The 25,203-nt window shown below is 36.8% G+C and carries 21 protein-coding genes, 2 tRNA genes and 1 rRNA gene; 14 read left to right on the top strand and 10 right to left on the bottom strand.

The features are described from left to right. Positions 1-4: 4 nt before the first annotated feature. The 6 genes from B1R93_RS08015 (at position 5) to B1R93_RS07990 (ending at position 6,163) form a co-directional block, all read left to right on the top strand. Positions 5-1,219 (top strand): glycosyltransferase family 2 protein, encoded by a 1,215-nt coding sequence (locus tag B1R93_RS08015; RefSeq protein ID WP_088103464.1) that lies wholly within the window; start codon positions 5-7, stop codon positions 1,217-1,219. A gap of 5 nt (positions 1,220-1,224) precedes the next feature. Next, positions 1,225-1,989, top strand: coding sequence for a sulfotransferase domain-containing protein (locus tag B1R93_RS08010; RefSeq protein ID WP_088103463.1), 765 nt, complete (start codon positions 1,225-1,227; stop codon positions 1,987-1,989). A gap of 17 nt (positions 1,990-2,006) precedes the next feature. After that, positions 2,007-2,759 carry a sulfotransferase domain-containing protein gene (locus B1R93_RS08005; protein ID WP_088103462.1) on the top strand — a complete coding sequence of 251 codons (753 nt, stop codon included), beginning with the start codon at positions 2,007-2,009 and terminating at the stop codon, positions 2,757-2,759. A gap of 130 nt (positions 2,760-2,889) precedes the next feature. Then, on the top strand, positions 2,890-4,488 hold the full coding sequence (locus B1R93_RS08000; RefSeq protein WP_165763765.1) for a S8 family serine peptidase: 1,599 nt from the start codon (positions 2,890-2,892) through the stop codon (positions 4,486-4,488). A 29-nt stretch (positions 4,489-4,517) separates the two neighbouring features. After that, positions 4,518-5,267 carry a sulfotransferase family 2 domain-containing protein gene (locus B1R93_RS07995; RefSeq protein ID WP_088103460.1) on the top strand — a complete coding sequence of 250 codons (750 nt, stop codon included), beginning with the start codon at positions 4,518-4,520 and terminating at the stop codon, positions 5,265-5,267. A 41-nt stretch (positions 5,268-5,308) separates the two neighbouring features. Continuing rightward, positions 5,309-6,163, top strand: a complete 855-nt coding sequence (locus B1R93_RS07990) for a sulfotransferase family 2 domain-containing protein (RefSeq protein WP_245308240.1) — start codon at positions 5,309-5,311, stop codon at positions 6,161-6,163. A gap of 52 nt (positions 6,164-6,215) precedes the next feature. On the opposite strand, the gene B1R93_RS07985 is transcribed toward B1R93_RS07990, so the two are convergent. After that, the gene (locus B1R93_RS07985) at positions 6,216-6,935 is read right to left on the bottom strand and encodes a sulfotransferase domain-containing protein (RefSeq protein ID WP_088103459.1); all 720 of its coding nucleotides are present in this window, start codon (positions 6,933-6,935) and stop codon (positions 6,216-6,218) included. Positions 6,936-6,958: 23 nt separating this feature from the next. Further along, on the bottom strand, positions 6,959-8,035 hold the full coding sequence (locus B1R93_RS07980) for a glycosyltransferase family 4 protein (protein ID WP_088103458.1): 1,077 nt from the start codon (positions 8,033-8,035) through the stop codon (positions 6,959-6,961). Between the two features lie 181 nt (positions 8,036-8,216). Between B1R93_RS07980 and B1R93_RS07975 the strand changes: the two genes are divergently transcribed. Beyond that, complete coding sequence (locus tag B1R93_RS07975) at positions 8,217-9,512, top strand: glycosyltransferase (RefSeq protein WP_088103457.1); 1,296 nt, start codon at positions 8,217-8,219, stop codon at positions 9,510-9,512. A 353-nt stretch (positions 9,513-9,865) separates the two neighbouring features. Here the strand turns inward: B1R93_RS07975 and B1R93_RS07970 are convergent, their stop codons facing one another. The 3 genes from B1R93_RS07970 to B1R93_RS07960 all read right to left on the bottom strand — a co-directional run bounded on the left by B1R93_RS07970 (position 9,866) and on the right by B1R93_RS07960 (position 12,344). After that, positions 9,866-10,831, bottom strand: coding sequence for a CgeB family protein (locus tag B1R93_RS07970; RefSeq protein WP_088103456.1), 966 nt, complete (start codon positions 10,829-10,831; stop codon positions 9,866-9,868). A gap of 26 nt (positions 10,832-10,857) precedes the next feature. Further along, positions 10,858-11,553 (bottom strand): hypothetical protein, encoded by a 696-nt coding sequence (locus B1R93_RS07965; RefSeq protein ID WP_088103455.1) that lies wholly within the window; start codon positions 11,551-11,553, stop codon positions 10,858-10,860. A gap of 113 nt (positions 11,554-11,666) precedes the next feature. Continuing rightward, complete coding sequence (locus B1R93_RS07960; RefSeq protein ID WP_088103454.1) at positions 11,667-12,344, bottom strand: BMQ_0737 family morphogenetic spore coat protein; 678 nt, start codon at positions 12,342-12,344, stop codon at positions 11,667-11,669. Between the two features lie 191 nt (positions 12,345-12,535). Between B1R93_RS07960 and B1R93_RS07955 the strand changes: the two genes are divergently transcribed. Next, entirely contained in the window at positions 12,536-13,183 is a 648-nt protein-coding gene (locus B1R93_RS07955; protein ID WP_088103453.1) for a hypothetical protein, read from the top strand. Positions 13,184-13,629: 446 nt separating this feature from the next. After that, a complete protein-coding gene (locus B1R93_RS07950; protein WP_088103452.1) occupies positions 13,630-15,033 on the top strand; it encodes an N-acetylmuramoyl-L-alanine amidase in 1,404 nt (467 codons plus the stop codon). 255 nt (positions 15,034-15,288) lie between these two features. Here B1R93_RS07950 and B1R93_RS07945 read toward each other — a convergent pair whose 3' ends face one another. Together B1R93_RS07945 and B1R93_RS07940 are read right to left on the bottom strand one after the other, a co-directional pair. Continuing rightward, entirely contained in the window at positions 15,289-15,927 is a 639-nt protein-coding gene (locus B1R93_RS07945; RefSeq protein ID WP_088103451.1) for an HD domain-containing protein, read from the bottom strand. Continuing rightward, positions 15,905-18,268, bottom strand: coding sequence for a UvrD-helicase domain-containing protein (locus tag B1R93_RS07940; RefSeq protein ID WP_088103450.1), 2,364 nt, complete (start codon positions 18,266-18,268; stop codon positions 15,905-15,907). Before B1R93_RS07940 ends, B1R93_RS07945 begins: the two co-directional genes overlap by 23 nt. Before the next feature lie 150 nt (positions 18,269-18,418). On the opposite strand from B1R93_RS07940, the gene B1R93_RS22950 reads away from it, so the two are divergent. After that, the gene (locus B1R93_RS22950) at positions 18,419-18,595 is read left to right on the top strand and encodes a hypothetical protein (RefSeq protein WP_165763764.1); all 177 of its coding nucleotides are present in this window, start codon (positions 18,419-18,421) and stop codon (positions 18,593-18,595) included. After that, positions 18,592-19,491, top strand: coding sequence for an MBL fold metallo-hydrolase (locus B1R93_RS07930; RefSeq protein WP_088103448.1), 900 nt, complete (start codon positions 18,592-18,594; stop codon positions 19,489-19,491). Before B1R93_RS22950 ends, B1R93_RS07930 begins: the two co-directional genes overlap by 4 nt. Before the next feature lie 232 nt (positions 19,492-19,723). Here the strand turns inward: B1R93_RS07930 and mscL are convergent, their stop codons facing one another. The 3 genes from mscL to B1R93_RS07915 all read right to left on the bottom strand — a co-directional run bounded on the left by mscL (position 19,724) and on the right by B1R93_RS07915 (position 20,582). Further along, positions 19,724-20,233, bottom strand: a complete 510-nt coding sequence (mscL, locus tag B1R93_RS07925; RefSeq protein ID WP_207634138.1) for a large conductance mechanosensitive channel protein MscL — start codon at positions 20,231-20,233, stop codon at positions 19,724-19,726. Between the two features lie 99 nt (positions 20,234-20,332). Next, positions 20,333-20,404 (bottom strand) — tRNA-Gln (locus B1R93_RS07920). Positions 20,405-20,510: 106 nt separating this feature from the next. Beyond that, positions 20,511-20,582, bottom strand: a tRNA-Gln gene (locus B1R93_RS07915). Positions 20,583-20,699: 117 nt separating this feature from the next. Here B1R93_RS07915 and comGA point away from each other — a divergent pair. The 3 genes from comGA to B1R93_RS07900 all read left to right on the top strand — a co-directional run bounded on the left by comGA (position 20,700) and on the right by B1R93_RS07900 (position 24,583). Then, entirely contained in the window at positions 20,700-21,716 is a 1,017-nt protein-coding gene (gene comGA / locus B1R93_RS07910) for a competence type IV pilus ATPase ComGA (protein WP_088103447.1), read from the top strand. Further along, complete coding sequence (gene comGB, locus B1R93_RS07905; protein ID WP_088103446.1) at positions 21,716-22,756, top strand: competence type IV pilus assembly protein ComGB; 1,041 nt, start codon at positions 21,716-21,718, stop codon at positions 22,754-22,756. The genes comGA and comGB overlap by 1 nt, the downstream gene beginning before the upstream one ends. A 276-nt stretch (positions 22,757-23,032) precedes the next feature. Beyond that, a 16S ribosomal RNA gene (locus B1R93_RS07900) occupies positions 23,033-24,583 on the top strand. Positions 24,584-25,203 lie beyond the last annotated feature (620 nt).

Genomic DNA, 25,203 nt, shown 5'->3' with positions numbered 1-25,203 from the left:
AAGTGTGGCAGATGTAGGTATCGTTATGCCGGTTTACAAGCAGGATCCGGTTTATCTTCAGACTGCACTACGGTCTGTTTTAAATCAAAGCTATGTAGATTTTCGGTTAGTTATAGTCGTTGATGGTGCTCCAGATGACACAATAAATGTAATTAAAGAAGAAACAAAAAATGATCCTCGTGTCAGAATCATAATTAAAAAAGTAAATCGAGGAGTAGCAGCAGCTTTAAATTTCGGCTTTGAACTTCTAAAGAAAAAAAAGGACGTGAAGTATTTTACGTGGGTTTCAAGTGATAACATCTATTACCCGCAATTTATTGAAAAATTACGAAATGCTTTAGCGCAAAGTCCACAAGACGTAGGACTTGTGTATTCTAGCTTTATTCATATTGATGAAAAAGGTGATCGTATTTATGATGTCGTACTTGAAAACTTCAAAAAATATCAGGAACAGCCGAAGGAAAATTTGTTGGATGCATGCTTCATAGGTGTTTCGTTTATGTATCGAAAGGAATATGCAGTAAAAGCAGGCGACTATGAGCTAGAGCCAGTAGAGGATTACGATTATTGGCTACGTTTAACAGATTATTGTGATATTAAATTTGTCCCATCTGTGTTAATGGAATATCGTAAAAATTCACCACTTAGCATTTCAGCAAAACTTCAAAATTCTCAATCAGAGCACCGACGCTATCGTCATGCTATGCAACTAGCGAAGTATAAAACTAGACAAAGACGGAATATACCACCAGAAGTGACAATTTTGTTTCCGGTAAGTAAAGCTACAGAGGATGTAGTAAATAAGCTTGAGTCAGTTTTGGAACAAAGCTACAGTAATTATGAGTTGATGATTATTGATATCTCTGAAGGTTCTACTGAAATTGAAGCATTCAAAAATATCCTTGATCCTCGCATTAAATATAGTAAGCTACCAGGATTAACGATTAATGAGGCCATTAAAGCAGGTTTAAAAGCAGTAAATACCCCATATACACTAGTTTGTGGGGAAGGGAGATTTCCTGTAACAGGATATATTCTGTATAGTATGGTTCTTTTGATCAGACAATTTTTAAATCCGCAATCAACTATCGATTTTGTTTCGATTCAGGAGAAGTCTGGCCAAGTTCAAGTTCGAGTAGATTCTGTTAGTAATGAGCCTGTACTAGGAGAATTATATAAAACAAGCAAACTTACAAGCCTTTTAGGAGATAAGGAGTGATAGGGATGGAGCTTCCAAAGGTTTTAATTAATTCAGTGCCGAAAAGCGGGACGAACTTATTGGTACAAATTATAAATGGTATTCCTGGAATGTTTAATGAACAGTATGAATTTTATTATAAGGGAAATCGTGAGAAGGTGTTAAATTTAAGAAATGGAGAATTTGTCACAAGTCATATTGATTATGACGAGACATTTTCAAAGAAACTAGAAGAAAAAAATATTAAACATGTTTTTATTTACAGAGATCTTCGCGACATTATCGTTTCAATGAGGTATTTTATTTTAGGTAAGCTACCTTCTCATCCATTACGTTCTACGTTTAACTCTCATTTATTAACACAAGAGGAACAGCTAGAGGCGTTAATTCAAGGGACACAATTTGTTAATGAAGAAATCCAAAAACAGGACAGTTTCAACCCACATCCGGGACTTTATCAAGAATTTAAGATGATTTATGAATGGGTACATGCCCCTGGTGCTTGTGTTGTAAGGTATGAGGATTTTATTAAATCAAAAGAAACAAAAACAGCAGCTTTAAACAAAATAATTAATTATTTATGGGATGATCTCAAGCAAATAGGAATGACAAAAGAGGAATTGTACACTTCAATTGAAAAAAACATTAATCCGAAGAAAGCTTGGACCTATCGTAAAGGAGAAATTGGAAACTGGAAACAAGAGTTTTCACAGAAAAACAAGGAGTCCTTTAAGCAAGTTGCAGGGGATTTCTTAATAAAATTAGGCTATGAGGAACACCTCAATTGGTAAAAGGAGTGTTATCGACAATGGAGAAAACACAACCGAATTCTATGCCGAAAATTTTAGTCAATTCCGTTCCGAAAAGTGGTACCCATTTATTAATTCAGATTTTGTTAGGGATACAAGGAATGAAAATAGCCCCTAGCTGGGTTTATGAGCAAAATCTTGATGAATTAATAAAGTTTGATAGTGGAACGGTTACCCCTGCTCACCTTCCTTATTCAAAGGAGGTCGCTGACCGTTTAAATAACTTAGGAATAAGAACCATTTTTATTAGTAGAGATTTACGTGATATTGCTGTATCCCTATATCATTTTGCATTGGAGAATAGGTTTGGAAAGCATCCCCTTCATCCAATATTAACAAAATTTCAAACCGATGAGGAAAGATTAATGGTCGTCATTAAAGGATATTCTTCAAACGGTATAAAATGGCCGAATATCTTGGAATTTACTCAATCAAGATATGGGTGGTTAGGTGCATCAAATGTTTTATGCGTGACTTTTGAAGAGTTGATGAAGAATGAACAATCAAGAGAGCAGGCTTTATTAAAAATCGTCAATTACTTGTGGAATGATTTAAAAATACTGCGAATGTCTAAGGATGAGATCATGGAGGTCATGTTCAATAGTATTAAACCTAAAGAATCAGGCACGTTTAGAAAAGGTAAAATAGGTTCATGGAAAAATGAGTTTTCAAAACAGCATAAGGAAGCGTTTAAAGCAATTGCAGGGGATTTTTTAATTCAGTTGGGTTATGAAGAAAATCACAATTGGTAAAATCGTCAAACATTCTAAAAGGCAATTCTTGGTTGCCATTTAGAATGTTTATTTGTATTAGAATACAAGTCCACTCAATATGACGAGCATTTTCATAATATATCATAGCAACTCAGTCAGGGGGGATAAAATGAAAGATAAAAAGAACAATCAGTTTATTGAAAAACTTGTATCTTCAGGATATTACAAGAAGAACAAACCAATGAGTAAACGTCATTCTAGTAATATACCTCCGAAACAGAAAAAATCTAAGGTTCAGAGCTCATTTGCAGAAATATTAACAAAAGGGAAAAATGATGAGGTTCATCAAGTAATTATTCATATTAAACCACATTGCAAAAAAAATCTCTCAACATTTCAAGCAATTATAGGTGATGATTATAAAGCTGACTTAGTTTTTGAAACAATTGATGCCTTCTCAGCGAGATTAACGAAAAAACAAATTCAGGCTCTTAGTAAGCATAAAGATATTACGTATATAGAGGAAGATATTACGATTAAAATAAATCTTAATAGTTCTACTGCTTGGTTCGGTGTTAATAAAGCTCATCGAAATTTCAATGTTGATGGATCAGGAATAACTGTTGCCGTTTTAGATACAGGAATTGATAATCAGCATATTGATTTAGATGAAAATAAGGTGATAGGGTGGAGTGATTTTATAAATAACAGAACCCAGCCATATGATGATAACGGACACGGTACGCATGTTTCAAGTATTATCGCAGGGACTGGAGATGGAAATACTCGTTTAAGTGGTGTCGCTCCGAAAGCTTCACTAGTTGGAGTTAAAATCCTAGATGCTAACGGATCAGGTTCCATGAGCCAAATTCTCTCTGGAATCGACTGGATTGTAGCAAACAAAGAGACATTCAATATAAGAGTTGCTAATTTAAGTTTCGGATCCCAAACGGCATCGGATGGTCGGGATGCTTTATCACTAGCTGTAAATCGAGCAACACGTCAAGGAATCGTCTTTGCAGTTGCGGCAGGTAATGAAGGTCCAGACAAATACACGATTGGGACTCCAGGGGCAGCAGCAAGAGCGATTACAGTTGGATCAATGGCAGATGTAAAGGAGGGAGGGTATTTTCTAAACAGATTCTCATCACGTGGTCCCACTCTTGATGAACGTATCAAACCCGACATAGTGGCCCCTGGCTATTTAATTACAGCAGCAAAAGCTAATACAATTAGTGAATACATTACTCAAAGCGGTACGAGTATGGCTGCACCATTTATTGCAGGGACTATTGCGTTGATGTTAAATGCGAATCCTTCATTAACTCCCCAACAAATAAAACAAATTCTTATAAGAACTTCAGAAGATTGGGGAGATTTAGGCAAGGATATCGATTATGGAGCAGGCCGACTACAAGCATACCAAGCCATTAGTGAAGCAGGAAACTTATCTGGCCATCCCCCTCAAAATCGTCCAAATCATTTTACACAAGAAGGATACCTTAAGTCCACCGATGATTATCAATTGTTAGAGTATCAAGTTAGCAATCTTAATTACCCGGTTGCATTAACCCTTCTTTTAGAGAATGAAGATGCAGATTTCGATGTTTATGTTTATAATCCAAACCGAAATTTAGTAGCCTCTTCATATTCCAATGAGCGCCAAGAAAAGCTATCCTTTTTACCGAGGTTTACTGGGGATTATTTAATTGTCGTGTACAGTTATCAAGGAAAAGGAAGTTATTATCTTGATATTAGTGGTGGATGATCCTTTGTGATGAGAGGAGATAAGTAAGTATGAATGTAAAAGAATTTTTGAAGGTGAAACTGCCTTTATATCATAATGATTTTCCATTAATTCTATATTGGAGTCCTAAAAGTGGATGTACTTCGTTAACAAAGTGGTTCTTTTTCCAAATCGGATTGTTAGAAGAAGCTGAAGCTTATCACCCTTGGATTCATAAATATCGAGGGAAAATTTTTCTCCAACAGCAAAACTATAAAGAAAAACTGGAAAAGCATATGCTTAACTCAACGAAAGCTAGCTACAAACTTGTTCGTAACCCATACACCAGAGCAGTAAGCTCTTTCTTGCATACTATTAGCAATCCACAATTAAAGAGCGAAATAGGAGTAGAAATAAATGAAGGATTATCCTTTAAACAGTTTCTGTATGGTTTAAAAGAAGTTGGAGTGGATATCAAATCTATTAACCCGCATTTTGCTGAACAATATATCAAAGGAGAAGAAAACCTTATTCAAGAATATATCTATCTTGAACACTTTAACCAATCAATTAGAAAAATCGAAAAACAGTTTCATTTAAAAACTTCTCCTCTAAATCGAATTACCAAATCACCTCATCATCATTCTACGAAAATGAAAGAGAGCGGAGAGATAGTTGAAAAAAAATTTACACGAGCATCGCTCCGAGAAACAATACCAAGTTACGACAGTTTTTATAACCAAGAGACGGTAGAGTTAGTAAAAACATTGTATCAAAATGATTTTAAAGCATATGGATATAGTCAAAATAAACGAACGTAGAGCGTAAATTTGAGTATTAATGAAAAGGGAGGCGATCATCATTGACTTTGTATAATCAATTAAAAAATTCTGTTGGAAAAATGTTAAATCCACTTCGATTTTCGGAGGAATGTAAAAAAACAAATAAAGAACAATTAGATAACATTGTGAAATATAGAACTCCTCATTACCATAAAAATATGCCAATTATCCTGTTGTGGAGTGAAAAAAGTGGATGTACCTCTCTTGTTAAATGGTTTTTTTATCAGATAGGAGAGCTTGATCAAGCAATTAAGTATCACCCATGGATTCACAAGTATGAATTTGATGTATATAAAAAGAAAAAAGAGTATCGGGAAGATGTTTTTAACCAATTGTTAAATAAGGAGAAGGATGTAATTAAGCTTGTGCGAAATCCTTATAAACGAGTCATAAGCTCCTTTTTTACTTTATTGCAAGATAAAGATAGATATAAAAAGGAATGGGAAGATATAAGGGAGTTGGTTTATAAAAATCGTCATAGTGAGGAAGGAATTTCATTTAAAGACTTTTTATATTATTTGAAGAATACTGGCACGAATGTAGAGGTGTTGAATGGTCATCTAGCTCAGCAATATATTGAGGGGGAAGAGCTTATTGTTGATAAGTATATTTATCTAGAAAATTTCGATGAGCATATTCAAGAAATTGAAGAGTATTATGGGTTGGAAGCATCGCCTTTAAGTTTAATAACGAAATCTAAACATCACCGAACATCACTAATGAATTTAACAGGGAATTTTGCAGATACGAAATTTAAAAAGTTAGAAAAACAATTACCAACATATAAAAGTTTTTATGATAAAGAAGCTGTCGGATTAGTGGAAGACATTTTTAAAAAAGATATTGAATGTTACAATTATAAAATTCCTTTTTGAATAATGAAATCAAAGGGCGGCCAAAAATGGTGCCCTTTTTAGGTTGTTTAGTTTACCAGTTAAGATCTTTTTCATAACCTAATTCAATTAGAAAGTTACCAGCATGTCTCTTAAAGGATTGTTTGTGGTATTGTGTGAATGTAGTACGCCAGCTACCAGTTTTCCCTTCTCGGAACGTCCAAGATATTTCTGGATTAATATTTCTTGTCATTTTTAAAAAAAGGTTATGCCTTCTTTTATTATCTAATTGTGGAAATAAATAATCAATAATTTGATAAATTACTTGGTTTCTGGACTTTTCGCTAGAAACTAAGTCTTCATATTTAATGGGACATATCAAAGCATCTTTTTTTATCCAATCATAGATACCTCTATATTTTTCATAAACCCCTGGCCAGTTTAGAGGTTTAACACCATTTATCACAGCAGAAAGTTGTTCATCAAATGTTTTTAGTTCGGTCTTAAAAACAGGATAAAGGACATGACCATGAAATCTTTCATTAATAAAATGTACTAATGAAATTGAAACATCTCGTAAATCTCGATATATAAATAGTTGTTTAATTGATTTTTGGTACAAAACCTCTGAGAAATGTTTATTATATTGGAAATGACCAATAATAAATTTTCCGGGTTTTATATGATACACGTTCGATTTAACTTCCCTACTCATTTCAGGAATTCCTTCGACAATTTGCAGTAATAGGTTTGAACCACTCTTAGGTACAGTATTTAGAAGCAATTTAGGTAATTCGAGAGAAGAACTGCTCAACAGTATTCACTCCAACTTGTTTCTTATTGGTTATCTAGAGTGTTTAACATTTGTAGGAAATTAGTAGCGTATTGTTCAAGAGAAAAATTACTTTGAATGTGATTTACTGCATTTGTACGAATCTTTTCACGTAAAGATGAATTTGTCATTAATTCTTTTGCTTCCGTTAAGGCATGTTTAATTAAACCACTCTCGAAAAATTTACCAGTTTCGTTATGGGTGATAAAGCTTCTAACTCCATCTGAATCTGTAGATAATACAGGGCAGCGACAGTTCATTGCTTCAAGCACAGCATATCCAAAACCTTCAATTTTGGATGTTGAACAAAGAAATCCGCCAGAATCACCGACTATTGAAAAATAATCAGCCATTTTTTGATGTGGGATATTTGATTTAATTGTTAATTTTTCTTTTAATCCTAATTGGTTTATCATATTACCAAATTTAATTCGCTCATTTGGGTCTGACAGTGTTTCATCCTCAAACATCCATAAATGAATATTATTATTCCAACGAATTAGCTTATTACCTATACGCAAAAAGTCTCGCCAATTCTTATTTTCTTCTATTCGCCCAACCCAGGCAATAATTGGACTCGGGTGAATCGGTAAGCCTTTGTATGAGAAGCCTACTGTATCAAAACAGTTATGAAAACAAAACTTCTTTATTGAAGGAAAGTATGTGTAAATCAGTTCCATTAGATGCGGTGTTTTAGGGATAAGGATTCCATCACAATACTTATTGATATAGGGAAATGCATGTTGTGTAAGGATGGTCTTGGCATGTTCTTTATTTTTACCTAAACCTTGATTTTCATAAATAAGCTTTCCCTTATAACCGAGGTTCCTTATTTTACCAAGTAAAGGGATGTCAGAACAAACGACGATAGCTTTATAGTTTCCTTCGTTAATAATACGCTTGATTTCACTTTCGTCTTTTGTAACAAAAATAGTAGTGTCCATTTTATTTTGTAATCCGGAGCCTTTTTGGAGATATAAGAAATGGCAATTAATACCTATTCTTTGTAAAGCTATAAATCGTTGACGGTTTAATGTTTCAACCCCGCCACTAGGAACATAAAAGACAAATAAAATATTCATAATGGCCTCCCTTTTGTAAAGCGTACATATTATTTTATGCATTAAGTCATTACCAAGTGCGTATCGTATAAAAATCTGAATAAATGATGCTTTCAACCCATCAATTAGTGAAGAGGATTAAATCAACAAGAAAACCTCCCTTACATATATTACTAATGCAATATTTAAAAGAGAAGGTGAAATGGTGAAACCAATAGTTACGGTTATTTTGACTAGTTATAATAAACCAGAAACAGTGGGAAGAGCGATTGAAAGTGTATTGGATCAAACATTTCATAATTGGGAACTTTTTATTATGGATGATGCTTCAAATGATGAGACCGTAAATAAAATTAAAAGTTATTTAGGTGATCCTCGAATAAACTATTTTAATAGTAAAATTAGAAATGAAGAACGTTATAAAACGACGAGATATGCAACATTAATTAATGAAGCAATAGCTTTATCTTCAGGTAAATATCTTACTTACTTAACTGATGATAATTTCTTTTATCCTAGAAGACTTTCAACGTTGGCTAATTATTTAGATACTCATTCTCACATAGACATTGTTTATACGAAACAAAAGGTAGAAATTGTAGATTCAAATGGAAAAGTTTTATCAGATTATATAAGAAATACGAGGGGGGTACTGTCGCATCCTCAGAACATTGTTGACCATTGTTCGATTATGCATCGACGTAGTTTATTAAAAAAGATATACGGAAAATTTAATAGTTATTGGGATGATCATCCATCAAACTGGCATAATGCAGATGCTGCTTTCTGGAGTCGGTTGACGGAATTCCAACCTTTTCATCCAATTGACGAGGTCTTGGATATTGCGATAAAAGGACCTACGTCTTTCCAATCGTTAAATGCGTTTCTACCTGAAAAGATCCCTTCAGGAACTCTCGTTAAGGGATTGGCCCCGACTGTTTATTTAATTGAGGATCAGAAGAGAAGAGTCGTTACAAATAAAGTCTTTAAATTATTAAAATATAATCAACAAAAGGTTGTGAGTATCCCTGATCCTGTTTTATTTAAATATGAAGAAGGGCAACCTATCGATTCGTCAATATTTACTATACCGGAGTATTTTCCAAGTTATCGATTATTAAAAGGGGATAGTCAGCCTCATATTTATTTTATAGAGAATCATAAAAAACGGCATATTCTAAATTTAAGAGCATTTAGAAAATATCATTTTAATAAGCATGAAATTATTAAGGTAAACCAATCATTTTTAGAAAGCTTCCCGGATGGGGATCCGATTACTACTGAGATAAATGAGCGTTTCCCTTTACCGGGAGGAGTTGTATTTAAATGTGGTTCACAAAAGTATATTAGTGAGAACAATATTTTATATCCAGTTCACCCAAAAGTACTCGATAAATTACATCTTCGTGCTCAAAAGTTTGCCATTTTAAATCAACAAGAATGCCGATTATATAAAAAAGGAAAGGCGCTTGAATGGAAGCTTAAAAAGTGGAGGTAATAATTGAAGGCCACTGAAAAAGGTTGATTTTCGAGGGCGCTGAAAAAAGGGTGCTTTACCCTTTTTCAATGCCCTCTGATTTTTACCTTTTCAGTGGCCTTTTTAGCAATGAGCGAAGCCAATGCGCTTCAGAGAGCTGCGTTGAAAGGCGGTATTCAGTTCTCTTCATTAAATGGCTTCACTTTTTTAAAAGCTTTAGCATTATTTCAATAAAGAGAGAAGTCATCTTTCCAGGGTAGCCATAGAATTCATTTCTAGTAGGGTGGGTGTATCTATTTGTATAACTGGGATTACCGTATTCTTATTATAAACTTCTAAAACTACAAAAAAAGAGTCGTTCTTCGATGAACGACTTAGTCAGAATCATGAATTATTCGAATGAGTGTCGTTAATCGCTGAGAAAAAGTGTGAGACTTTAGCACCCGCTCTCTTGCTTTTTTCGCTATTTCTTTTCTCTGTTTTTCTTCCGCTAAATAAAAAAGAATCTTATTTACTGCATCCTCATTATTTTTAAATGAAATTATTTCTTGCCCCTCTACAAAATGCATTCCAAGATCGTCTTTTTGATCAATTAATTGGAAGCTCTCACATGCAGCAATATCAAAGGTTCGATTATTTACACTTTGATTAAGGATGGCCAGACTATTTTCGTTCTTTTTCTCGTCATAAGCGCGATGTGTATTTAAAACGATTTTTGCATTTGAATAGTAGCTAGCAACCTTTCTCGGAGGAAGCCATCCCTTTAAAATGGTTAGATGTTTCGTTTCCGTAATCAGCCCGTGCCATCCACCCGAAACCGTAATGTGAAAGGAGGTTTCATTAAGTAGTTTTTCGATTAGTTTGATCCTGCTAGGATACGGGTACCCAATCATACAAAGATCACTTTCATATTTAGCTTTCTTAATTTTTGGTGAAAATGTATGTGGATCCGTTCCTAAAGGAAGATGATGCACGTTGGTATAGCCTAATTTTTGATAATAGAGATATGCTCCAATATCAATAGTGAAAGCATAGTCATAATTAGGTATGAGTTTGACAGCTCTATCAATAAAATAGGGGTCCTCAGTTAACCATAAGGCCGTTTTAATATTCTTCTTTTTAAACCATTGGAGCATTTCTAGTGGAAGCTTATCTCCTACTAAAGTTAATGCGAGGTTGGGCTTGAAACGAAAAGATTCAGATTTTAAACGAGATAATCCCGTTGGAATTGGAATTTTTATTGCGTTCACATCGGTTAATTTATTTAGTTCTCGAACAATGCATTTATCAAAAAAGTGATAGATTTTTGAGTAACCTGAAGGAATGTATAATATATTCATATCCCACTCCTTTACATTACTAGCTACTAATAGTTGATAATGATTTGATTCAAAGCAGGGACCCCTTCTTGTAGCTCCTGAAAATATACAAATCCATTAACAACAATTGAATTTCCTGCTTCAGATGGTGAGAGCGTTAAATTAAAATTCGAAAAGCTAATTTGATCACCTGGATCAATCTGAGTTTGATGTAGAGGTCTTAGCCAATGCTCTCCATCTTCTTTTACACGTTCTCTCCAATTATCATGAACATATTGCCAGTCCTCAGAAGCTATTTCTTCTACAATTTGTTCTCCTTCGTTCTCTCGTTTACTAGGATATAGCTTGATTTTCCCGCTAAGATTTCCACTTTCACTAGGTGTAACTCGAAGACAAATTATAGGCGTGGTTAAAGCTTTGTTACCGATATTTTTTAACACTAAATTTCCGATTACATCAACATTCTTTTCATCTTCTTCAAGCTGCGGGAGAATAGTTGAATAAGTAAAATGTGCTTGTGCTGCGATCGCCTCTTCAACGATTTGTTTACGAGAGTCCTTTTCGTTCGTGTTAACTGATTCCTTTAGGTGGGCATAAAGCCTTTTATAATATTCTAATTCCTTTTCAACATCTTCAAGCAAGTTCTTATGGCGAGTCACTTCAGAACGGTAATGAATAATTTTTTGTTGAAGTTGTATAGGTGAATCATGTTTAAGCGACCGTAGATGTCTACTTTTTTCCATAGAGCAGCTCCTCCTTACATGTTCTATATAGATATGTATGTCTAGATGTGAAAACAATTAATAAAAGATCATAAAAAAAGGGGAGAGTTAGTCGTCTCCCCCTCGTTAGCTAGTTATTTTCTAGATGTTCCTGGGAAAATTTCAGGACATTGTGGTGGAAATACACCTACTGGGCAAAGGACGTCTTCTGCTGGAAGCTCTTGACGTGGACGGCAAATTGCTGCTTCAACCTCTAATTTTACATTTGCTTCCATTTGGACGTCTAAGCAAATTAATATTGAAATATCAAGCTGTTGGAAGTTTTCGTCACAAATAACATCTGCATCGCACTGGAAGTATGTTATGTGACAATCTACTTCCGTTCCTTCTGGAGCACATAAGAAGAATGTTTGTGCTGTTGCGAATTGAATGTCATCAGTTCGGCAAATAACGTTTCCGTTATTGTCTCTAATTGTGACTTGCACTAAGCCCTTAACAAGGACTTTAACTTTTTCAAGTGTTACAGTTTCCCCAGAAGGAAGCGTAACATTCACTTGCTGTCTGCCATTGTGCTGCGCGATTTCTTGGCAGAGAATAGAGTTTTCTAACAGATCACAATGTACAGTGTAACCAGGGTGTGCTGCTAAAAATTCACAAAGCTCCTCCGGCGGTGTGATTCCATTGTTTACACATTCAAAAATGTCATCTAATGCTTCACCATTAAAGCTAATAAGTGGTAAATCAATTTGTCTTGTTACCCAGTCATAAACCTTTGGAACTTTAATACAAACTTTATGCTTATTGTGGCTCATTATAGTACCTCCTTAAATTTTACCCGTGAAAATTATTAATTACCGGGTTTTAATCTAATGTATCCTATGACATTCTTGGTTAAGTGTGCAGGTTGTAATAGGGTTTTTTACTAATTGGCATATGCCTAGAAATAGGACAAGAAACTATTCCATAAGGATATAAAGATAACTAATTTTTTGGAGGGGTATAAATGAATAAGGACGAAAATCAAAGACGAAACATGAACAATCCTTTTTTGTTGAAACAAAAATTAATACATGTTCAATCTGAGCTAACTCGTTGTAAAGAACAATTAAAGGAATACCAAGAAGATTACCATTATCGTCAATTGGATGAATTAAAGGAAAAAAATATCGAGTTACAAACTGAGCTTGAAAGATTAAATGAAGCGTTAGAAGGCAAGGAAATGAATAACCAACAATTAACTGAAGAGTTGGAACAAGTTAAACAAGAATTAGAACAAGTCAAACATGAACTAAACGGTACCGTTAATGAAAATGTCAAAATGAAAGAACAATTAAATCAAGAAAGAGAAAGTAGTATAAAATCACAGGAAAACGTAGACAATTATATTGCCCAAAATAAAGAATTATCACAATTGGTTTCAGAATTAAAAGAAATAATTGAGAATAAAGATAATGAATTAAATTCACTGAGGCAAGAGGCAGTAAAGTTGAAAGAGTCATTAAAAGAAAAAGAGGTGGAACAGGAACAAAATGATACAAGTCAACCAGAATCATGGTTTTTTCAAAATTTACTAGAGAAAAATGCAATGAATCCTCCCAAACGTAGTAATAGGACAACACTTGATAAACGTACAAATGTAGATAAAGAGTGAGAGTAGGTAATCATTGAATTATTTTCAGATTTGTCACCTTAACTTATAGAAGGACATACAGTATTACTAACTTCAAGTTAAAGGTGGAATCTAGAATGAAAGAAAAAAAGAGAATCAATTCTAATGCATCATCAACCTTTTCAACGCGACCAAAAAGAGTAAGAAAGGGAAGAACGGCGACCAATTCGTCTAATGGTTCAGGGCGTCGAGTCGTTCGAAAGTGTTGCGGAAATAAATAATGATTAAGAAGAGGCTGTGCCAATTTGGGCACAGCCTTTTATATAATAAGCGTAGCGAACGGAGCCTTGCTGTGCACGCGCTTTAAGCTTTTGAGACAGCCCTTCTTTGTATGTGTAACTTGAACCTAAAATTAGAAAAATTCAGTAATCCATCTATACAAGTTAAACCATAATCGAATACATAATAGATTAAGGAGGTGCAAAAAAATGTTTAAACTTTACCTCGACCCAGGCCACGGTGGATCGGATCCTGGTGCCGTAGCGAATGGAATGCAGGAGAAAAACCTTGTGTTAGATATTGCCCGGCGAATCCGTACAATTTTAATAAATAATTATCAAGATATAGAAGTGAAAATGAGTAGAACGAGCGATACTACTGTGAGTTTAAATGAACGTACAACCGAAGCAAACAATTGGGGAGCTCATTACTTTTTATCGATTCATGTAAATAGCTTTGATGGCAATGTTCGTGGATATGAGGATTATATCCACAGTAGCCTATCAGATACTTCAGAAACAGCAAAGTATCGAGATATTATGCATGAAGAGATTATCAAGGTTGCTAACCTTAATAATCGTGGTAAAAAGAAAGCAAACTTTCATGTTTTACGCGAAACAAAAATGCCGGCGCTTTTGACGGAAAACGGGTTTATTGATAATAATAATGACGCTGAAAAACTCAAAGATCCAGATTGGCGTCAAAGGGTGGCCGAAGGGCATGTTAACGGATTAGTAAAAGCATTTAATTTAAAAAGTAAAACCATTTTTCGAGTTATTGCTGGTTCTTACAAAATGAAAGAGAATGCATTAGCAAGAGAACAACATCTACAACATTTAGGTTATGACACTCACATTATTCAAGCTGTAGTTTCAAATGAAACCTACTATCGGGTTCAGGTTGGTGCATTTACGAATGAAGATAACGCAAATAATTTAGTTGAAAAGCTTAAGAATGATGGAGTCAACGATGTCTTTATTGTTAGAGACGATGGTGAGACAAATCAAGAAAAGGCAGGAGAGCCTATTATGGGGGCTAGCCTTTTATCAGGAGAAGAGATGAATGCTTTTGTTAAAAAAGTAAACCCAGAAGCACCTTTGCTTGGAAGTTTATATGAAACAGAAGGAAAGCGATATGGTATTAGAGGTGATGTTGCTTTCGCTCAAGCCATTCATGAAACGGGATATTTTCGTTTTGGAGGGCAAGTAAGGAAGGAGCAAAACAATTTTGCCGGGATAGGAGCAACAAACGGTGGTGAGTCAGGTGCAAGCTTTGATACGCCACGAGAGGGGGTTATTGCACATTTACAACATTTGTATGCCTACGCCTCTAAACAACCATTACCTCCAAATGAAAAACTTGTTGATCCTAGATTTAATATGGTCGAACGTGGGAGCGCGCCTACATGGGAGCAGCTAAATGGTAAATGGGCTGTACCGGGTCTTGATTACGGTCAAAAAATCCTCAGCATCTATTTAAAAATGATTATGTTTGCAAAGGAGCAAGAGGACAACAATTCAAATCAAGAAGCAATTAAAGCAATTGAACAGGATTTAGTTGAACTGAAACGATTAGTAGCAAGCATTGAAGAGAAGTTAAACAATTTAAAATAAACAAAAAAACTCCCTATATAATGGCAAGCCACTGAAAAACCTTCTTAAGTAACTCAAAGAAGAAGCAATGGCTCCACACGTTGCGCGCCTTGCTACGAAAAACCCACTCGTAGCAAGGCTTTAAAAATCGGGCAACGGCTTCGCACATTACTTAAAGGGCACAGAAAAAGGGAAACCCACCCTTTTTCTGTGCCTCTTATTCAGTAGCAATGGCTCCGCACGTTTTGTGATTATATCTGTTAGAAGGAATGCCGTTTATCCCCATTCATTATAAAATTGTTCTAGGAAGGATTCCATAAATGCATGCCGTTCTGCTGCACGAGCTTTTGCTGTTTCAGTATTCATCAGGTCTTTAAGCTTTAGCAATTTCTCATAAAAATGATGTATAGCAGATGACTCTCCTTTACGATATTCAGCCAAGGTCATCTTTTCACGAACGGGCAATGATGGGTTATACATCGGCTGACCTTTGCTCCCAGAGTATACAAACGTCCGGGCAATTCCGATTGCACCTAAAGAATCTAAACGATCTGCATCTTGTACAACTTGTCCTTCAAGAGTTTCAACAGGTGTGTTGGTACCCCCTTTATACGACATAGTTTGAATAATCATTAGAATATGATTAATTAAACGGTCATCTACTTGATGCGATTTAAGCCAATCGCTGATACGCTGCAGCCCTTCTTGCTCGTTTTCCACGACCTTGTCATCAGCTAAATCATGTAATAAAGCGGCTAATGTGACGATAAAGAGATCTGCTCCCTCTATTTGCGCGATTTCTCTCGCTTGCTTCGTTACACGAGCGATATGATACCAATCATGTCCTGAGCTTTCGTGTTCTAATTGGTCTTTAACCCATTTTTCTGTCGCTTCAATGATTCCTTTTTGATTCATCGTTTCCTCCAGTTGATAGTGTAGCCGCTCGTTGTGGAGCTAATCTATTCATTTCACGCACAAACCTTGAGCGTTGTACTCGTTTACCTCTTCTCATTAATGGTACAGAAATGGCCAGCGTCTCCTGTGCTCTAGTCATCGCAACATACATGAGGCGTCGTTCTTCTTCTAGCGGCTTGTCATCTCCTTCTCGCCATGCATCTAATGCATAATCATGAGGGAGACTTCCTTCGACACCTCCAAGAATATAAACATGCTTATATTCCAAACCCTTAGAACGATGAATGGTCATCAATTGGACGGCCTCTTTAGTGGACGGGAGCCTTCGTAATTCATCTTGCTTTGCAATGATATGGTCAATGTGATTTAGAAAATCCTCTATCGTTTGGTACTGCCTAGCTGCGACCTTTAAATCACGGACGTCATCTGATCCACGATCCATTTTATTTCCTTCATTTCCTTGTTTTTTAAGATAATCCTTTAAACCCATTTCCTGCTCAATAAACGTTATTGCTTGTTCAGGTGTGAACACTTTTAGCTTCTTAAACTGTTCCGGTAATGCCTTCAGTTTACGTACCTGAAATGGTTGTAAGCCATTAATATGCTGCAACGTTTCAACAAGGGCACAATCCATCGTAATGCTTAATGCCTTTAGGTCTTGAATGATTGTTTGTTTTAAAAACAATGCTCCTATTAGATCCTTAATTGCTTGGATATCGTCTGGTTGCAAAGCTAATCGCAAATAAGCGATTACTTTACGAACGGTTTTTCGACGATAAAAGGATTCACCGTCCTGGTCATAAACAAAAGGGATATTTGAGGCAACAAATCGTTCAAATAATGCTCGTGCCGTAACATTTGTGCGATAAAGTATCGCAAAATCGGAAGGGGTAGCCCCAGCTTTGATTTGTTCCTTTATATCCGTAATTATCATTGTCGCTTCTTCTTCCTCATCATATGGAAAAAAGAGAAAAGGAATGTTCTCTGATGCATATTGAGCTTCTAGTTGCTTTGGAAAGCGTGTCCGATTTGAAGCAATGACATTGTTCGCGACTGAAACAATTGAATGATTCGAACGATAATTTTGATTTAAAACAATCGTCGCTGCTTCAGGGTACGTCTTATTAAAATGTAAAATATACTCCGGATCACTTCCGCGAAAGGCATATATTGACTGGTCATCATCGCCAACAACACAGAGGTTTCTAGATTTGTCAGTTAGCATTGAGATTAGCTCGACCTGTACTTTATTAATATCCTGAAACTCATCAATTGACACATATTTAAATCGTTGTTGATATTTTTTCAATAATTGCGGGTGATTAAGTAAAAACTCGTAACAACCGATTAACATATCATCAAAATCAAACATTCCTTTTTGCAGCCGCATTTCCTCGTAGCGTTTGTATAAATAAGCGACTCTTTCTTCCCACACATCCTTTGCCTTTAAATGATGAGGGAAGAGGAGGTGGTTTTTCCACCAGCTAATTTGGGTTAACGCTTGGTCGTATGCAAATTCCTTTTCATCTAAGTCAATTTCACGTCCTGCTTCTTTAATCATTTGCTCCCGTTGCCAATCCCACTTTAATAGGTTTTCACCATTCCAACGATCCGGTTCATGGTGAAGAAGCATTTTGTAAAAAATACTATGGAACGTTCCAATCATAAGTCTTTGAAGGGTTTTTTCGTGAATGCCAGGATATATTTTCATTCGTTCCTTCATTTCTCGAGCCGCCTTCGCAGTAAATGTAACGAGAATCATTTCTTGTTCAGGTATTTCTTTCTCTGTAAGCATGTAAGCGGCTCTTGCTGTCAACACTCTCGTTTTTCCGCTTCCTGCCCCGGCGAGTAAAAGGAGAGGACCTTCTGTTGTTTTAACAGCAGACCATTGTGAGTCATCTAAATAAATTCCGTTATCTTTTAAGATGTCACGGTACCTTTCACTATTTTGAGCCTCAGTTTTTGTTAAAGGTTTGAAAGTGGGTATAGCTCTTGCCATCTCAGGTTCTTTCCAATATATATCTTCCGCTGGATTCGATTCAATTGCTCTTCCTTTTGGAAGTCGAAAACCTTCTGTTGAGACCGGTTCATCTAGTCTTACTTTCTTTTTTTCTTGAACCATTTTTTTTTCGTAAGCATCAATGATTGAAACACAATCAAATGTTGTAGGGGGATGAACAAAATAAGGAGGCTGATGAATGCCTAACTGAAGTCGAACAGCTTCACCACAGTGCATACATGTAACCTCTTCGCGAATACTAGCAGTGTATAGGGTTTGCCATTCACTTCGTTCGTGCTTTGGTAAATAGATGATTTTTTCTCGATGAATCGCTGTTTGCACGTTTGTTCCTCCGTTCACACGCTCGAAAATTATCAAATTCTATCGTATCAGATTTTCTTAAATATGATGAGATTTTTTTGATAAATAAATAAAATGTCGTGTGAAAAAGAGGGGATTGAAAAGCTATTAAAGAAATTAGAGGTGTTTACTATGAAATCATTTATCACATTAGGGATTATTATTACAATAAGTGCACTTGTCGTGTTTGTTTACGGATTTATAAAAGGTGAATTTTTGTTCGGTCCATTTATCGCAACGGTAATCGGAATTAATTTTATTTTTATTGCCTTTGCTCGTCTAAAACAGGAAAGGGAGGAAGCAACTTGACCTATCAACCGATTACAGAACAGTGTGGCTATTTTTCTGGGGCGGTGAATATCGGTTATATTCATCAAGGAAAATCAGGAATCTTAATTGATAGCGGAATTGACCAAGCTGCGGCCAAGAAGGTTTATCAATTTTTAGTGAAGCACGAATTGCCGTTAACTTCATTGTTTATAACACATGCTCATGCTGATCACTTTGGTGGTGCAGCTTACTTGCAAAATCAAATCCCGCAGCTTAAAACGTACGCTCCTCCATTTGAGGAAGCTATCATGAAATATCCAAAGCTTGAACCAATCTACTTATTTCAAGGAAATGAACCTTTAGATGAATTACGTACGAAATTTTTAGAAGGTCGCTCCATTGAGGTAAATGAAATCCTGACAGAAGGTAGACAAGAAATTGATTCAATTGAGGTTATCTTGCATTCATTTCCAGGTCATAGTCATGAGCAATATGGTCTTGAGTGGGAAGGGATTTTATTTGCTTCAGATAGCTATTTCTCAATAGAGACGGTAAAAAAACATAGTATTCCGTTTCAAGTTGACGCTACTCAGACGAAAAAAACGCTAGAAAAATTACTAAGTATGAAGCTTAAGGGGGCAGTTCCCGGACATGGGCATTACGAAGAGAGGTTTCAGACGACTGTACAGTTTCAACTTCAACATCATGAGCAACTGATTCAAGAGTTAATGGTCTGTTTAAAACGGTTTGGTTATAAGGTACCAGTTGAGACCCTCATTAAGGTTATTTGTGATGAACGGGGAATTCGTACGAAAAATCTAGGATCCTATCTATTATACCGAACAGCTATAATGGCCTTTGTCAAACAACTAGTGGATGAACAGAAGGCAAGTTTAATAGTAGATAATAATCAAATGTTCATTGTAGGATTATGAAGGAAAAGAGGGCACTGAAAAAGGGAAACCCACCCATTTTCAGTGCCATCACGATGTGAATTTTGTGGCCGTCATGAAGTAGAGAATAAAGGAAGTGTGCACCTTAGCGATTCATTTAAACTACTAGAGGGTTTACGCCAGGATGCAAGATTAACTCCTTTATTAAATGAATTCGCAAGCAACCGGCGCAAACGATGGTTCAAACAAAGAAATCAAAGGAGGAGGAAAGCCATCAAGATGATTTTTCTCTAAAACGAATGACTGTGTCCTTGTTGTTTGATGTTTTTTCGTCATTGTTTTGAATGATGGTTGAAGTGCAATGTGGGCATCTTGTTGCTTTATAAGCGATGCTTTTAAAACAATATGGACATGTCTTCGTTTTCATTTCAATTAAAGGATCTTCTCCTGGGCTGCGAATTCGATTCATCTGTCTCACAAATAAAAATAAAACGAAAGCAATAATTAAAAAATGAACGAGATGGTTGAGGAACATTCCGTAATTAATCATCGGAATGCCTGCTTGTTCAGCATCAGAGAATGTCTCGAACTTCCGATTGGATAGATTTAAATATAAGTTTGAAAAATCAACTTGGCCAAACATCAAACCAAAGGGAGGCATGAGAATATCATCAACTAGCGACTCGACAATTTTGGCAAACGTTGTGCCAATAATTACACCAATACTCATATCAATCACATTACCACGGACCGCAAATGTTTTAAACTCCTCAAGTATTTTCAAAAGAACACCCGCTTATTCATAATATCTATACAAGCCTATGCGTAAACAATTAGTTTATATGAATAAAAAAACCTGAGTGATCATTCACTCAGGTTAGAACTGGGCTAGCTGGATTCGAACCAACGCATGACGGAGTCAAAGTCCGTTGCCTTACCGCTTGGCTATAGCCCATCGATAATAAACTTATAATAACCAAGTTCATGGATATTATTCAAATGATTTAGGATTTTTAATAGGGAGTCTGAATAAATGAATGTGATTCAGACTCAAGACAAGACTGGGCTAGCTGGATTCGAACCAACGCATAACGGAGTCAAAGTCCGTTGCCTTACCGCTTGGCTATAGCCCATCGCGCTACACACATTACTATAACCGCTTGAGTTATTTTTATTCAAATAAATTTGAAAGGAATTCGAAATGAAACTGTCGAATTATTTATTTAACACGATTAAAGGGGGATAGGAATTTGTACGAAATTGAATCAAAAAGTAAAAGTATGATTGCAGATGCTATCGGACATGGTGCAACTGATGTTCATTTTATTCCGGATGAAAGTGGTTATTTTATTCAGTATCGGATAATGGGAAACACAAGTCATCAGGAGAAGCTTGATTCTTATATTGCAGAAAGGCTAGTCAGTCATTTTAAGTATCAATCCGGAATGGATATAAGCGAACGAAGAAAGCCCCAAAGCACTTCGATGAAAATCGATCTCAATAATGTTCGTTATGACCTTCGAATCTCAACACTTCCTACTCGCCTGATGGAAAGTTTAGCTATTCGCATAATACCTCAAAATCAGTATAATTCTCTTGAAGAGCTCCCTTTATTTATGAAACACCTTCACCAATTAGAGACGAGTACCCAATTAACGCAAGGCCTTTGTCTTATTACAGGACCAACCGGATCGGGGAAAACGACAACCCTATACGCCATGTTAGAAAAAATCCTTGAGGAAAAAAATCGAACGATTATTACGATTGAAGATCCAATTGAACGTACAATTGAAAGAACCATTCAAGTAGAAATAAATCATAAAGCTGGGCTTACTTTTGCAAATTGTTTACGTGCAGCTCTGAGACATGATCCAGATGTCATTATGGTTGGTGAAATAAGGGATGAAGAAACAGCTGCTCTTGCCATCCGAGCTTCGCTAACAGGACATCTTGTACTTGCAACCCTACATTCTAAAAATTGCTATCAAGCGGTTTTAAGAATGCTGGATTATGGTGTTTCAAAATTTGATTTAAACGAAGCGTGCCAAATGATAGTTTCTCAAAGACTTGTACACACACCTAGATATTACGAAATGGATATTATAAAACGTAATCGTTCAGCACTATTTGAGTGGTTAGTAGGCGAACAATTAAGCCGAGCTATTTTAACAAGTGAGCGTATTAAATATCGAACTCTTTTTGATGAAGCGAGAAAAGCTTGGTGTCTAGGATTTATTACAACAGATTCTCTAAAGGAGTTTGAATAATGAACGTGATTAAGTTTATAAAAAAAGATACGAATCTTGAAAGGTATTTAGGTACATTTGGTCAATTACTTGAGCAAGGCTATACGATGGATTCAGCTCTCGATTTTATTAAACTCCATGTAGATGTTCCTATTAATGAAAAGTTAAGCATCGTTCAGTCAGAATTAAGAAATGGAAAAGGGGTTCATGAAGCTTTTTCTTATACAAACATCTCAAATGATATATTATCGTTTCTTTATTTTTATGAACAACGTGGTGAAGTAGCATTGGGATTTGTCCACGCGGGGTATCTCTACGAAAAAAAGGAAATGACGAAAAAAGAAATTCGAAAAGTACTTCGTTATCCCATTGTATTAACTTGGTTTTGTGTCATGTTGTTAATTTTATTGCATCAATTTATTGTTCCACATTTTAATGCCCTCTTCGATACACTCAAAACTTCTCCTCCTTTCTTAACAAATTTCGTTTTCAGTTTTCTGTATTACTTACCTTATCTCTCAATTAGTATTTTCGTTCTATTCATTCTTTGCGCTTTTTACTATTTACTAGTTATTAAACAGTGGGAAACGAAACGAAAAATCAACATTCTTTTAGGAATTCCAATATGTAAAAAGTTAACGAGACAAGTTCTTACTTATTATTTTTCATTACAGTTTGGTCGATTACTTGGTGCTGGAATGTCTTTACAATATGCGTTATCTATTTTTGAACAACAAGAATACTTAAGCTTCTTTCAATTGGAGGCAACCCGTCTAAAAAAAGAACTTATTGAGGGTGAGTCTTTGCATCAAGTTGTGAATGAAGGGAACTATTTTCTTAAGCAGCTTGTATTTGTGATAGAGAATGGTGAACGAACTGGAAATTTGGGAGGGGATTTGCAATACTATAGTGAAATGTTATTTACAGAGGTGGAGGAGTCCATTCAAAAGATGATTACTTTGTTTCAGCCACTTTTTTTTCTTTTAATGGGTGTAGCTATATTTATTTTGTTTTTGACTGTGATGCTCCCGATGTTTCAGATGATAGGATCTTTACATTAAAATTAATGAAGAATCGTTCAAAACGTATATTATCCTTAATCCTTAATGTTTTGAACGATTTTTTTATAAGGTAAAACAATCCAATAATTTTTTTTGTAAAAAGGCTTGCGTTAAATAAAAAGAGTATGTTATATTATTAAACGTCGCCGCTGAGCGACAACGAGTTCTTTGAAAACTGAACAAAAGCCAAGCGAAAAGAGATACAGTTTAAATGTTCTTTTCATTTAAACCAATCTCGTCAATTTATTATTTATTCGAGCTAATCAGCTCACCATTTTTATGGAGAGTTTGATCCTGGCTCAGGACGAACGCTGGCGGCGTGCCTAATACATGCAAGTCGAGCGGACTGAAGGGAGCTTGCTCCTGGAAGTTAGCGGCGGACGGGTGAGTAACACGTGGGCAACCTGCCCTGTAGATCGGGATAACATCGAGAAATCGGTGCTAATACCGGATAATTTCTAAGGTCTCATGACGTTAGGATAAAAGATGGCTTCGGCTATCACTACAGGATGGGCCCGCGGCGCATTAGCTAGTTGGTAAGGTAACGGCTTACCAAGGCGACGATGCGTAGCCGACCTGAGAGGGTGATCGGCCACACTGGGACTGAGACACGGCCCAGACTCCTACGGGAGGCAGCAGTAGGGAATCTTCCGCAATGGACGAAAGTCTGACGGAGCAACGCCGCGTGAGTGATGAAGGATTTCGGTTCGTAAAACTCTGTTGTTAGGGAAGAACACGTGCCGTTCGAATAGGGCGGCACCTTGACGGTACCTAACCAGAAAGCCACGGCTAACTACGTGCCAGCAGCCGCGGTAATACGTAGGTGGCAAGCGTTGTCCGGAATTATTGGGCGTAAAGCGCGCGCAGGCGGTCTTTTAAGTCTGATGTGAAAGCCCCCGGCTCAACCGGGGAGGGTCATTGGAAACTGGGAGACTTGAGTGCAGAAGAGGAGAGTGGAATTCCACGTGTAGCGGTGAAATGCGTAGATATGTGGAGGAACACCAGTGGCGAAGGCGACTCTCTGGTCTGTAACTGACGCTGAGGCGCGAAAGCGTGGGGAGCAAACAGGATTAGATACCCTGGTAGTCCACGCCGTAAACGATGAGTGCTAGGTGTTAGGGGTTTCGATGCCCTTAGTGCCGACGTTAACACATTAAGCACTCCGCCTGGGGAGTACGGCCGCAAGGCTGAAACTCAAAGGAATTGACGGGGGCCCGCACAAGCAGTGGAGCATGTGGTTTAATTCGAAGCAACGCGAAGAACCTTACCAGGTCTTGACATCCTTATGCCCTCCCTAGAGATAGGGATTTCCCTTCGGGGACATAAGTGACAGGTGGTGCATGGTTGTCGTCAGCTCGTGTCGTGAGATGTTGGGTTAAGTCCCGCAACGAGCGCAACCCTTGATCTTAGTTGCCAGCATTTAGTTGGGCACTCTAAGGTGACTGCCGGTGACAAACCGGAGGAAGGTGGGGATGACGTCAAATCATCATGCCCCTTATGACCTGGGCTACACACGTGCTACAATGGATGGTACAAAGGGTAGCGAAGCCGCGAGGTGGAGCCAATCCCATAAAGCCATTCTCAGTTCGGATTGTAGGCTGCAACTCGCCTACATGAAGCCGGAATTGCTAGTAATCGCGGATCAGCATGCCGCGGTGAATACGTTCCCGGGCCTTGTACACACCGCCCGTCACACCACGAGAGTTTGTAACACCCGAAGTCGGTGGGGTAACCTTTTGGAGCCAGCCGCCTAAGGTGGGACAGATGATTGGGGTGAAGTCGTAACAAGGTAGCCGTATCGGAAGGTGCGGCTGGATCACCTCCTTTCTATGGAGTTTAACTCTAGTCGACAGACAACTTCGGTTGTTTGACGCTTGTGCTATTTGTTCAGTTTTGAGAGAACTCAAAACTCTCAATTATAATAAATGCTTTTGCTCCTGCGTCTACGAGCTATGCTACGAAGCATGATTCCTCGTCGCAAGGCAGCGTGAAGCATCACTGAGAAGTGTTACATGATGTAATTGAAATCAGTAGCCTTGTTCAGTTTTGAGAGAACTCAAAACTCTCAATATTAATTGGAAGGATTTACTCCTTTCAATAATTTGTGTCTACTGTTATAGTAAATAACCTAGCCGTAAATATGGTTCTTTGAAAACTAGATAATGAATGTAAACAATGTTTTGTTCACCGGAGTCTTAACTGACTTTGTTTGAACGAGCATGTCAAGAATTCAAAAACGACTTTTTTAAATAAGACGTTTTTGGCAAAGAGAACCGAGAAGTTCGAGGAAACAAGTGGCTGAGGAATGGAGCGTATTTCATACGTGACATGACCGAAGAACATGCAGTTGACGAAGAAATTCGAAGGTTATCTGAAGCCAAAAGTAATTGCAAAGAGAACCGAGTAAATCGAGGAAGCAAGTGTTCGAGGAATGGAGCGTACATCCG

The organism is Halalkalibacter urbisdiaboli, assembly GCF_002156385.1.
Taxonomy (GTDB): Bacteria; Bacillota; Bacilli; order Bacillales; family Bacillaceae_D; genus Halalkalibacter_A; species Halalkalibacter_A urbisdiaboli.
Note: the sequence above shows the minus strand (reverse complement) of the source record. Positions and strands in the feature narration are given on the sequence as shown.